This is a genomic window from Kordia jejudonensis (genome assembly GCF_001005315.1).
Taxonomy (GTDB): Bacteria; Bacteroidota; Bacteroidia; order Flavobacteriales; family Flavobacteriaceae; genus Kordia; species Kordia jejudonensis.
Map to the genome: position 1 here is coordinate 53,621 of NZ_LBMG01000011.1, position 12,522 is coordinate 66,142.

10 protein-coding genes and 1 tRNA gene are annotated in these 12,522 nt (G+C 35.1%); 2 read left to right on the plus strand and 9 right to left on the minus strand.

Features of this window, described 5'->3' with window-relative positions; all coding sequences use genetic code 11:
• Window positions 1-6 precede the first annotated feature (6 nt).
• The 5 genes from AA089_RS08055 to AA089_RS08075 all read right to left on the minus strand — a co-directional run bounded on the left by AA089_RS08055 (window position 7) and on the right by AA089_RS08075 (window position 3,467).
• Window positions 7-717, minus strand: a complete 711-nt coding sequence (locus AA089_RS08055; protein ID WP_046756434.1) for a MotA/TolQ/ExbB proton channel family protein — start codon at window positions 715-717, stop codon at window positions 7-9.
• A gap of 77 nt (window positions 718-794) precedes the next feature.
• Window positions 795-882 (minus strand) — tRNA-Ser (locus AA089_RS08060).
• A 57-nt stretch (window positions 883-939) separates the two neighbouring features.
• Entirely contained in the window at window positions 940-1,968 is a 1,029-nt protein-coding gene (locus AA089_RS08065) for an asparaginase (protein WP_046756435.1), read from the minus strand.
• Window positions 1,969-2,149: 181 nt separating this feature from the next.
• Window positions 2,150-2,917 carry a TatD family hydrolase gene (locus AA089_RS08070; protein ID WP_046756436.1) on the minus strand — a complete coding sequence of 256 codons (768 nt, stop codon included), beginning with the start codon at window positions 2,915-2,917 and terminating at the stop codon, window positions 2,150-2,152.
• Window positions 2,918-3,038: 121 nt separating this feature from the next.
• Window positions 3,039-3,467 (minus strand): GNAT family N-acetyltransferase, encoded by a 429-nt coding sequence (locus AA089_RS08075; RefSeq protein WP_046756437.1) that lies wholly within the window; start codon window positions 3,465-3,467, stop codon window positions 3,039-3,041.
• Window positions 3,468-3,996: 529 nt separating this feature from the next.
• Here AA089_RS08075 and AA089_RS08085 point away from each other — a divergent pair.
• On the plus strand, window positions 3,997-4,437 hold the full coding sequence (locus AA089_RS08085; RefSeq protein ID WP_046756439.1) for a retropepsin-like aspartic protease: 441 nt from the start codon (window positions 3,997-3,999) through the stop codon (window positions 4,435-4,437).
• Window positions 4,438-4,804: 367 nt separating this feature from the next.
• Here the strand turns inward: AA089_RS08085 and AA089_RS08090 are convergent, their stop codons facing one another.
• The 3 genes from AA089_RS08090 to AA089_RS08100 form a co-directional block, all read right to left on the minus strand.
• The gene (locus tag AA089_RS08090) at window positions 4,805-6,820 is read right to left on the minus strand and encodes a carboxypeptidase-like regulatory domain-containing protein (protein ID WP_046756440.1); all 2,016 of its coding nucleotides are present in this window, start codon (window positions 6,818-6,820) and stop codon (window positions 4,805-4,807) included.
• A 188-nt stretch (window positions 6,821-7,008) separates the two neighbouring features.
• A complete protein-coding gene (gene odhB, locus AA089_RS08095) occupies window positions 7,009-8,229 on the minus strand; it encodes a 2-oxoglutarate dehydrogenase complex dihydrolipoyllysine-residue succinyltransferase (protein ID WP_046756441.1) in 1,221 nt (406 codons plus the stop codon).
• Between the two features lie 115 nt (window positions 8,230-8,344).
• Window positions 8,345-11,119, minus strand: coding sequence for a 2-oxoglutarate dehydrogenase E1 component (locus AA089_RS08100; protein ID WP_046756442.1), 2,775 nt, complete (start codon window positions 11,117-11,119; stop codon window positions 8,345-8,347).
• A 167-nt stretch (window positions 11,120-11,286) separates the two neighbouring features.
• On the opposite strand from AA089_RS08100, the gene AA089_RS08105 reads away from it, so the two are divergent.
• A complete protein-coding gene (locus AA089_RS08105) occupies window positions 11,287-11,775 on the plus strand; it encodes a hypothetical protein (protein WP_046756443.1) in 489 nt (162 codons plus the stop codon).
• Here the strand turns inward: AA089_RS08105 and AA089_RS08110 are convergent.
• A complete protein-coding gene (locus AA089_RS08110; protein ID WP_046756444.1) occupies window positions 11,772-12,122 on the minus strand; it encodes a hypothetical protein in 351 nt (116 codons plus the stop codon). The two genes, AA089_RS08105 and AA089_RS08110, sit on opposite strands and share 4 nt — an antisense overlap.
• Window positions 12,123-12,522: the final 400 nt, after the last annotated feature.

Sequence of the window (12,522 nt, forward strand, 5' to 3'; positions counted from 1 at the left end):
ACAGTATTATTTTTTGTAACGAACTAATAAATCTATTAAAGAAATAGATGAATCTTCCATATCGTTTACAATACTATCAATCTTAGCAATAATATAGTTGTAGAAAATCTGTAGAATAATACCTACGATAAGACCAAATACTGTTGTTAATAAGGCTACCTGAATAGAACTTGCAATTAACGATGCATCTAACGATCCAACTGCTGCAATTTTATCAAAGGCTTGAATCATACCAATTACCGTTCCCATGAATCCTAACATCGGCGCAATTGCGATGAATAATGAAATCCAAGATACGTTTCGTTCTAATTGTCCCATTTGAACTCCTCCATATGCTACAACTGCTTTTTCAGCATTGTCAACTCCTTCATCCATACGGTCTAAACCTTGGTAAAAAATAGAGGCAACAGGGCCTTTTGTGTTTCTAGCAACTTCTTTCGCTGCTTCTACTCCACCGTCGGCTAATGCGTTTTCAACGTTTGCTAATAACTTTTTATTATTAGTTGAAGCCATATTTAAATAAATGATTCTTTCGATACATATTGCTAATCCTAAGATAAGACATAACAATACAATTCCCATGAATCCTGGACCACCTTTAATAAAGTAATCTTTTAATATTTGGTGAAAACCTTGTTCTGCATTTTGTGCATTTGCAACACCTACATTTAAAATCGTTAACATGGCTACAGCCATAATAGAAAATCCTTTTTTCATTTCTCTTGAACTTAAATTTTGTTAGTTAATCGGGTTAAAGATATAAAAAATTTATAATTATTTACGATAAATTTATGCAGAGAGGAAGGGATTCGAACCCTCGATACGGTTGTGCCGTATACACACTTTCCAGGCGTGCGCCTTCGACCACTCGGCCACCTCTCTCTATCGTTGGGCAAATAACAAAAAATATTTTAGTTTTTGAAATATATCTCGCTATTTTTAAGTCATTTCACCTCTTATGGGTGTTTCGAACATTGTTTTGAATACAGAATGGTTTATTTTTCTCCCCAAAAGATACATTAATTTGGTCGTTGCAGCTTCCGTTGTAATGTCTTTACCGCTTATGATTCCTAGCTTTTTCAGCGCAATACTAGTTTCATATTGTCCCATGATTACTTTTCCTCCAGAACATTGTGTTACATTCACAACAATTATGCCTTTTTCCTTTATTTTTCTCAAAAACTCCAAAAACCAAGCTTCTGTAGGAGCATTTCCTGCTCCATACGTCTCTAAAATGATCGCTTTTATGGAATTTGATAACAGAAATCCTTCTAAACTTGCACATGAAATACCTGGAAATAGTTTTATTAAAGCAATATTTTCATCCAGTTTTTTCTGAACTTGAAATGTTTTTTTCTTCGTTTTTGGCAATAAATTTTCTTTAAAAACTTTTAAATGTACACCAGATTCTGCCAAAGGAGGATAATTTAGAGACGCAAATGCTTCAAAATGTTCTGCATTTATTTTTGTTGTACGGTTTGCTCGGTAAAGTTTATATTCAAAATAAAGTCCAACTTCTGTGAGTTGTGGATTGCCATTTTGATCTCGTAATGAAGCTATTTGAATGGATGTAATGAGATTTTCTTTGGCGTCCGTTCGTAAATCTCCAATAGGTAATTGCGATCCTGTGAATATGACTGGTTTTGCCAAGTTTTCTAACATAAAGCTTAACGCAGATGCCGTATAACTCATGGTATCACTTCCGTGTAAAACCACAAAACCGTCGAATAGTGCATAGTTTTCTTCGATAATTGTTGCCAATTTTATCCAATAGCCAGTATTCATGTCTGAAGAATCAATTGGTGTTTCGAAAGCAACCGTTTCAATATCACAGTCTAAGTGTGAAAGTTCTGGAATACGCTCTAACAGCTTGTCAAAGTCAAACGCTCGCAAAGCTCCCGTAGCGAAATCCTTGATCATTCCAATGGTTCCACCTGTGTATATGAGTAATATTTTGGGTTGTTGCATGGTGGTTGGGTTTTGGATCTTAGGTGTTAGTTATTCGTTATTCGTTATTCGTTATTCGTTATTCGAAAATACTTTTATATTTATAATTTTGAGTCTAGCATTTATAATTAAATATTTTTTGTCACGAATGATGGTTTTAGGTCTTGGGTCTTGGGTCTTTTTTTATTAAAAATTCAATGTTTTAGATTCCAAAGACGGCTTTTGAGTTTTCTGTTGTAATAGCAGCAATTTCGGCTTCAGATTTTTGATAGATCGTTGCAACTTTTTCCAGTACATTCATTACATAACTACTTTCATTTCGCTTTCCTCTGTAGGGAGTTGGTGCTAAATATGGCGCATCTGTTTCTAAAACAATGTGTTCTAACGGAATTTCATTGAGAAATTTGTCAATTTTACCATTTTTAAAGGTAACCACGCCACCAATTCCAAGTTTCATATTGTAACCAATTGCTTTTTCCGCCTGTTCCTTAGTTCCTGTAAAGCAATGAAATATACCAAATAGATCGTCTGACTTTTCTTTTTCTAATACTTCAAAAACTTCATCAAATGCATCTCTACAATGAATTACAATTGGAAGTTTGTATTTTTTTGCCAATTGAATTTGATATTGAAAGGCTTCTTGTTGTTGTGCCAAGAATGTTTTATCCCAATATAAATCGATTCCAATTTCGCCAACTGCATAGAATTTTCGTTTTGAAAGTAATTCTTCCACATGTGTCAATTCTTCTTTGTAGTTTTCTTTTACATGTGTTGGATGCAATCCTGACATTAAAAAAACTTCATTTGGATAGTCGTTTTCCAATTGAAACATACGTGCTGTATACGTAGAATCGATTGCAGGTACAAAAAAACGTGTTACACCATTATCAATAGCGCGTTGCATCATTTCTTTCCGATCGTCATCAAAAGCTTCACTGTATAAGTGAGTATGTGTATCTGTAAGTATCATGTCGCAAAAATAGCATTTCAAGCTGAAGTTTTTAGTGCTTCTTTCAAAAAGTATCACAAATTATGTGTTTGCATAGCTTACAACAACGATGCATTCATTTTTGTTGTTTTTCTACAAAAGTTTAGCTGAGCGCTTTGAATAAACAATAGGTTGTATGTCCTTTTGGGTAATCTGGCAATTCTCCAAAAACGGTATATCCCAATTTTTCATAGAAAGGCCGTGCCTGAAAGCTTACAGTTTCCGTTCGTATGTAGTTGAATCCTTTTTCTGAAGCAAATTTTTCAGTTGCTTCTATGAGTTTTTTACCAATACCCAAACCTCTTGTTTCTTCTGAGAGCCACAGCAATTCAATGATACAATAATTCCAATAGGCATTTGCTCGGATACCGCCTACCGTTTTACCTTTGGCATTTTTTGCAAATACGGCAAACCGTGTATCTGGTTCAAAAACAACAGTATCTGGAATGTGCAATTGATTGTACGCTTTGATACCTTTACTGATAATTTCTAAGTCTTCTTTTTTTGGATCGGTTGTCGTTTCAATATTCATTTTTCTGGGAATGCTGTAGTTTTCGAAAATAACAGTACTGATTTTCTTGGTTTGACGTGAAATAAAGGTAGCTAAAAAGTTTTTATTCTGAAGAATCTATTTGTAAATAACGTCAGTTCGATATAAGTAATTCAATTTAAAATTATAATTAAGTTTGGAAACTCTCTGCTAATTACTACATTTTCTGTGTCTTATTTTCATTTTCTTTGCTTTCCCAAAGAAAAGAAACAAAAGAAAGGGAACTTTTAGTTCATATCATTTACATTTTAAATTAAAGTATTCATGAATGCACAGCATTTCCAGAGGTATTTTTAGTTTTTCTTTCTGAAAAAAACTAAAACCGCATGAATTTCCCTAAATTTTTTCCAAGGTTTCAAAAATTTTTAACGGAAAATCCCTGCTATACTGCGGAAAAGAAAAGGAGCGAACAAAATTTCCACGTTGAACTCAAGTTAAATAATAACACAAATGATGATAAGGCGTGCGTTTTGATTTGTATTTTAGCACAAATTGATAGTACATTTTAGTTATGAGCAAGAGTTTACGGAAGTTTTTATTAGATAAAGGATACCAACGTATTAAGTTGAACAGAATTAATACAAATCATTATGAAGTGAAAGCTCGTATTAATGATATTGAAGGAAGTTTTATTTTAGACACAGGCGCTTCTACTTCGTGTGTGGGTTTTGAAGCTATTGAAACGTTTAATTTGGTTGCAAAGGCTTCAAAAATTAAAGCTGCTGGCGCTGGTGCTATTAATATGGAAACACAGATTTCGAAACGAAATAAAGTTTCTATCGGAAAATGGTCGAAACAACGCATTGCTCTGGTTTTGTTTAATTTAGATCATGTAAATACTGCGTTAACACAACATGAAGCGCAACCTGTACACGGTATTATTGGCGCAGATATTTTGAGAAAAGGCAAAGCCGTTATCGATTATGATAAGAATTGTTTGTATTTGAAGTGATGGTTTTTGGGGTTTTGGGTCTTGGGTCTTAGGTCTTGGGTTTTTGGTATGATAGCTTGCGAGAAATAGCTTTTCTAATGGCTTGTAAAGTTGAGTTATTAAACTTTTTAGAAGTGAAAAAACAGACGCCGTTCTGCAACGGAGTTAATTCAACTAACAACTTTTCATGCGCCTTTTAGGCTTTGCAAAGTTGAGTTTCATTAATAAACAGGTAATTTCACGCATATACAGTATTTCTTTTTTTTGGAATTTTACAGTATTAGAAAATCTAACACTGTTTTTATTATGAATTCCCTAGCTCAAAATAACAAACGAACTACTATTTTATTTATTATTCAGGCCATTTTATTGGTTGCTGGTCTTTGCATTAACGTGTATGCGCTGCTGTAACTGGCTGATATTGTATTTTATCTAAGGTTACTTTTTGTTGTTGCTTGTATAGTTTTACCACTTTTATCATGCTTTCCTCATTTGGCTCGCCGTAGTTTCTGTATATCGTATACTTTAGATATGTAGGATTGAATGGTTTTTCGTTTTCCAATGTTTTTACATTAAATATCCATTCGCCCGCTTTTTCCACATCATCAATTATGAATTCTTTCATGTGATAGCCGTTTTTTACCTCTTCTAGCATGCGCTCTTTATTCGCTGCTACCGTGTGTTCCCAATTGTAAAATTTGTTTTGAGGATTTACAAATTGTAATTCAAATTCGGTGTCAGCTTCATTCCATTCAACTACAATACGCACATCATATTTAAATGTTGCTGTGAGCATGTTTGTTGGAATTTCATCATAATTTAACTCAATTCGATGTTTGCGGAGTAATTGTTGAATTTCAGCTACCATTGGTTTGTCTAAACCTGAGCAATCGATATTTTTATATCCATTTGTCAACATTTTCACATATATATCTAATGATTCTTGATAGTTTCCTGTGCGTTTGTAAATTTGCGCCAAATCACGATACGATTGCGCCGAATTTGGCAATAGTGTTGCAATTTTTTGATAGATATACTTTGCTTTTTCAAACTCTTGCACTTCTTCTAGTTTGTATGCTACTGTTTTTAATGCTTTTGGATTGTTTCCTGCAATTTTTTCAATAGTTGAAACAATTTCCACCGCTTTTTCAACATTCCATTTTTTAAAGTAATCAGAAACATCTACATAATAAGGTACATGTTGATTTTTCGCTTGGCGTGATTGTACTTTGTATATTTCCAACGCTTCTTCATATGTTTTTGCCGTGTTCAACTCTGCAATGTAATCTTCTGTTGCCACTGTTTCTTTTAGCATAGAAATAGATTCTTTATAATCATTTCCAGTTGCCAACGCACTATTGCCAGCGTTTCCTTCGGTAGTAATGAATCTATTTTTTGAAGTAATTAATAAAGCTGGTCTTCCACCATATAATACAGTTCTTGACAGCGATCGTACTACTACAATATTATCAACCGTATTTACATTGATATCATTTATATCGCCATAAAATGGATTTCCATCATAAAAAATAAGTACATTTTGTCCTCTTAGCCTCAATACTGTTTCTCCTGCTCGCACAGGACTCTTGCTTTTTGCTGTACCAAAACTATTACCAGTACCAACACTTGGTCCTGAATTTCCTTGTATGGAACTAATTTGCAATCCGGCAATTCGTCCGCTTAAAACATTTGTAATGTTGATACGATGCCAACCAATATCTTCCGATTTTATTACAGAACCAAGTCCAAAATAACTCAAATCTGCTTTTCCAAATCCTGTGTCAACATACCTTTTTTTCTTTTTCTCTTTTTTACCTTCAAGCAAAACGGCATCAAGCAATTCGCCATTTGACGTTAATGTAATGGCTATTGGTTTTTCATCTTTTACAATAACTACTTGCGGATTCATTCCTATGAAATTAATTTCTAACACATCTCCAACTTCGGCAGGTATTGTAAATGTTCCGTCTACATTGGTTTGTGCTTCCGTAAAGGTGTTTTTTACACGAATTACTGCATTTTGAACCGTTTGTTTTTCTTCGTTGTAAACAGTTCCCATAATTGTATGTTGAAAGGTTTCTTTTTGTTTTGGAGAGAGATATATTTTGTTTGTTTTGGAAAGGTATTTGTCCAACTTTGACACATCTATCGTAAAGGAATTGTAATTTACTGTTTGAAATTGAAAGCTATCATTTGACGTTACCATTTCATCATCATATGTAATTGTAAATTGTCCGAGTTCATTGGTCACAGCTTTGATGTCTTTTCCAACACATTGAATATTTACATGCGGAATCGGTTGTTTGGTTTCCGCATCTAAAACATATGCATCAAGTGTAACTGTATATTGTGCAAACATGGTTGTGCTGTACAAAAATGATAGAAGTAGTAAAATGTTTTTCATAATCGGTTGATTTAGCACTTTATACACATCAAAAATCGTGCTATTTTCTTTACAATTTACAAAAAACTTTGCGCATTATCTTAAAAAAGTTCACGTTGATGTTTAACTTCAGATGCGCAAAACCTTCTATGACTAAAAAAGCCGCTACATAAAATGCAACGGCTTTGTAATATATAATTTTGATTGGATTATAGTTCCAACGCTTTTTTCACATTGTTATCCATTAATAGTTCTTCTGGATTTTCCAAAGCTTCTTTTACAGCCACTAAGAATCCTACAGACTCTTTTCCGTCAATGATTCTGTGATCGTATGATAAAGCTACATACATGATTGGTCTAATTACCACTTGTCCATCAACAGCTACAGGTCTTTCCACAATGTTGTGCATTCCTAAGATTCCAGATTGTGGCGGATTGATAATTGGTGTTGACAACATACTTCCGAAAACTCCACCATTTGATATTGTGAATGTTCCGCCTGTCATTTCATCAACTGTAATTTGTCCGTCTCTTGCTCTGATAGCCAATCTTTTTACTTCAGACTCGACACCTCTAAATGATAAGTTTTCCGCGTTTCTAATGACAGGAACCATCAATCCTTTTGGTCCAGAAACCGCAATACTGATGTCACAGAAATCATAACTAATCATTTCTTTACCATCAATCATTGAGTTTACAGCTGGATATAATTTTAAAGCTCTTACCACAGCAAGCGTGAAGAAAGACATAAAGCCTAAACTTACGCCATGCTTTGCTTTGAACGTTTCTTTGTATTCTTTACGCAAGGCAAAAATTGGCGACATATCAACTTCGTTAAACGTGGTTAACATTGCCGTTTCATTTTTGGCAGATACCAAACGTTCCGCAACTTTTCTACGCAACATTGATAATTTTTTACGCTCACTTCCGCGTGTTCCACCCGTTGGTGTTCCCATGCTTGGTTGTGCGTTTACAGCATCATCTTTTGTGACACGACCGTCTTTTCCTGTTCCTTTTACTTCGCTGGCGCTCATTCCTTTTTCTGCTAACACCTTTTTTGCGGCTGGTGATGCAGTTCCTGATGCGTATGTTTTTGCAGGTTCAGCAGCTTTTGGAGCTGTGGCTTTCGGAGCTTCTTCCTTTGGTGCTTCCGCTTTCTTTTCTTCTTTTGGAGCGTCTCCACTTGGAGCTGCAGCGCTTGTATCAATCAAACAAACTACTTGTCCAACTTCTACTTCATCGCCTTCTTCTGCTTTTAAGGTGATTGTTCCACTAGCTTCTGCTGGCAATTCTAAGGTTGCCTTATCAGAATCGACCTCAGCAATTGCTTGGTCTTTTTCTACGTAATCGCCATCTTGTACTAACCATTCTGCAATTTCTACTGTAGTGATGGATTCTCCTGGCGAAGGAACTTTCATTTCTAAAATCATCGTGTTCTATATTTTAGTTTTTATTTTACTTTTTTTTTGGCGTTTCCTCCGATTTCTCTTCGGTCAGGCTTTCGGTAGTCGCTCTCTGCGAGGAGCTCCAACAAAACCTCAATCCTTAACGCATGTTATCTTTAGTTTTGTCAAATACGTATGCAATTACCTCTTCATGACGACGTTTTGAACGTACAGCACTTCCTGCTGCTGGTGCACCATAGAATCTTCTTGAAGCAACTCTAAAGCTTTTAGCTTCGTCTAAATGCATTAGTAAGTGACTGTATGCTCCCATGTTTCTTGGTTCTTCTTGTGCCCAAACTACATCGTCAGCATTTGTATATTTTACTAGTATTTCTTTGATTTTTGTTTTCGGTAACGGGAATAATTGTTCCAATCGAACTAACGCAACATCTTCTTCTCTTCCTTGTTTTTCGCGTTCTGCTAATAAATCGTAATAGAATTTACCCGTACAGAATACCAACGTTTTTACCTTGTTTGCTTTTACATTTTCATCGTCAATTAACGTTTGGAAACTTCCTGTAGCAAAGTCTTCTACTTTTGATACTGCTTTTGGATGACGTAATAAACTTTTTGGTGTAAATACAATTAACGGTTTTCTAAAGTTTGCTTTCATCTGACGACGGAGCAAGTGATAAAAATTGGCAGGTGTTGTACAATCGGCTACATACATATTGTCTTTCGCACAGAGTTGTAAATAACGTTCCATACGTGCGGAAGAGTGTTCTGCACCTTGTCCTTCATACCCATGCGGTAATAACATGACCAATCCGTTTTGAGTTTTCCACTTGTCTTCTGCTGAAGATATGTATTGGTCAATCATAATTTGTGCTCCATTGCTAAAGTCTCCAAATTGTGCTTCCCAAATGGTGAGTGTATTTGGACTTGCCATTGCGTATCCATAATCAAATCCTACAACTCCATATTCAGAAAGTAATGAGTTGTATATGTAGAAATTTCCTTGATCTTCAGCTACGTGATCTAATAGTTTTATTTCTTCTTCAGAGTCTTCTACTTTCACGACTGCATGACGGTGTGAGAATGTTCCTCTTTCTACATCTTGTCCTGTGATTCGCACATCAAATCCTTCGCGCAATAGCGAACCATATGCCAAAGTTTCTCCCATTCCCCAATCGATTTCATTCTTTTCAAAGAACATTTTGTGACGATCGGCAACAATACGTGTAATTTTACGTAAAAATTGTTTGTTTTCTGGAAGTTTGGAAACGACCTCTGCAATTTCGGCTAGTTTTTCTTCAGGATATGTCGTGTCGATATCTTTTGCCATTTCTTCTTCGTCTACTCTTTCCAGACCTAAGTCTTTCCAAGCATCTTGCATGAATGGCGTGATGACTGTTTTTTCTTCTTTACGAGAGTCTTCTAGTTTTACTTCTAGTGAGTCTTTGTATTTTTTTTCTAATTCTCGCACATAGTTTTCATCAATGACACCTTGTTTGCGGAGTTTTTCTGCATAAATGTCTCTTGGATTACTATGTTTTGAGATTGTTTTGTATAGTTTTGGCTGTGTAAAACGTGGTTCATCGCCTTCATTGTGCCCGTATTTACGGTATCCTAATAAATCGATGAATACGTCTCTTTTGAACGTCATTCTGTATTCTAATGCAAATAAAGCTGCATGCACAACTGCTTCTGCTGCATCAGCATTTACGTGCAATACTGGAGAAAGTGTCACTTTTCCAACATCAGTACAGTAGGTAGACGAACGTGCATCAAGATAGTTTGTGGTAAATCCAACTTGATTGTTGATCACAATATGAATGGTTCCACCCGTTTTATAGCCATCTAGCTGTGACATTTGAACGATTTCGTACACCAAACCTTGTCCAGCAATGGCAGCATCACCGTGAATGACAATTGGCAATACTTCTGAGAAGTTGTCTGCATGATCTCTGTCTTGCTTAGCTCTTGCAATTCCTTCCACAACGGCTCCAACCGTTTCTAAGTGTGAAGGATTTGGTGCAATATTCATGCTGATTTTTTTCCCTGAATCGGTTTTTCTATCAGCCGTAAGTCCTAGGTGGTATTTTACATCGCCATCAAAGATTGCTTCTTCATAGTCTTTTCCATCAAATTCACTAAAGATGTCCTTGGCAGATTTTCCAAAGATATTCGTAAGCACATTTAATCGACCTCTGTGCGCCATTCCTAAGATAAAGTCTTCAACACCTTTTTCTGCTGCTTGTTCAACAACGGCATCTAGTGCAGGAATTAACGATTCGCCTCCTTCTAGTGAAAAACGTTTTTGACCTACATATTTTGTATGCAAGAAGTTTTCAAACGAAACTGCTTCGTTTAGTTTTTTAAGAATGTGCTTTTTTTGATCTGCAGAAAAGTTTGGATGATTGTCGTTGACATTCAATTTTTGTTGAATCCACTCAATCTGTTCTGGTTTTCTGATATACATATATTCCACACCAATAGATTCGCAATAAATGCGCTCTAGGTGCGTAATGATGTTTTGTAGTGTTGTTTTTCCAAGACCAATTATTTCGCCTGCTTCAAAGGATTTTTGCAAATCGCTATTGTTGAGTCCAAAGTTTTCTAAAGCTAATGTTGGCTCGTATTTTCTTCTTTCTCGTACTGGGTTTGTTCTTGTAAATAAATGTCCACGAGTACGATAGCCGTCGATGAGTTTTACAACTTGAAATTCTTTTTTTACATTTTCTGGTACGACTACTTGTGGTACGGTTACCGTTGGAGCGTCGTCCGCTTCTCCGTAACTTTCTGTCCCAAAGTCGTATCCTTGAAAGAAAGCGCGCCAACTTGGCTCAACGCTATCTGGGTTTTGTAAATATTGATCGTATAATTCAGCAAAGTATGCTGTATGCGCTGCATTTAAAAAGGAAAATCTATCCATGTTTTTTTCTTCCTGTCTTGTTTTGACAAAATTTTACCAAAAATACAACTTTTGTAAAAAACACATCATATCTTTTACATATATTTATATGATAATTATTTAAGCTTTTGACAGAAATGAGAGATTCCTATTTTTTCCAACCTAAATTTATCGTTTTAGCATTTTTTATGGCTTTTATTTCATTTTCCTCTTTTGGGCAATCGAATACGCCAACGCAAGGAAGTAATTTTTGGAGAAATGTTCGTTTTGGTGGCGGTCTTGGGTTGAGTTTTGGAAATAATATTTTTAGTGCTACGGTAGCGCCAAGTGCCATTTATGATTTTAACCCACAATTTGCAGCGGGAATTTCGTTGAATTACACCTATTTTAAGGATGATGATTTTTTTAAGTCTACTATTGTTGGTGGAAGTTTTATAGGATTGTACAGTCCGTTACGCGAGATTCAATTGTCTACAGAGTTTGAATATATGAACGTGAATCGTGATTTTGACGATCCAATTTTTGAGGATGATAATTATTGGCAACCAGCCGTATTTTTTGGCGTTGGTTATACTACAAATAATGTAACTATTGGCGTGCGTTATAATGTATTGCACGATGATGATAAGAGCATTTATGCAGATGCATTGGTGCCGTTTGTTAGAGTCTTTTTTTAGAGCCGATTCTTAAACCATACTTTTTGCCATTCGCGCTGTAGCATTAGAAAAGCAACTTGCGCTGAAAGGTCTACCACATCTGAGCCATCGAGTGCTTTTATTTTAGCTTCTGACACGTCCATGATGTATAATAGATTTAAGTATTCGGCAAATTTTTCTTGGATGAGCTGATAGACAATTGCGTGTAATTCTTTTTTTAGTGTTTCTGGAGAACTATCAAACGAAAACGACTCTTCAATGTTTGCCAACGCAAAGTCTTTGTTGAGTTGTGCTATGAGTTTTTCATATAATTCTTCTTTCGTTGCATCTACTAATAACGCATCTATGTGTTGGTACTTTTTTAGCATATAACGAAGTTAGTTAAATCTTGAAATTTAAAATAGTTTTTTTGTGTAATGATGCGTTAAAGTAGAAAATGAAGTAATTTTACAATGTCAGATTTAATCAAGATTCTTCATGAAAAAGTTTAGATTTCATTTACACACATACTGGAAAGTTTATCTTCGATTGTTTGCTGCGTTTTTCTTTTCCTTGATACTTTTTTCAAAACTTTGGCATGTATATGATTTACTTGCTTTCAGCATTATGTTGTTCATGTTAGTTTTTGATTTACTGAAAAGAAATTATCCGAAAACTTCTTTTGAAGCTTTGACTTATTATTTGTTTTGGATTATTGTATTTTTTTCGATTATACTTTCTACACTGCTACGTTATGACTATTTTAAACATCCAAACGACATTTCATTT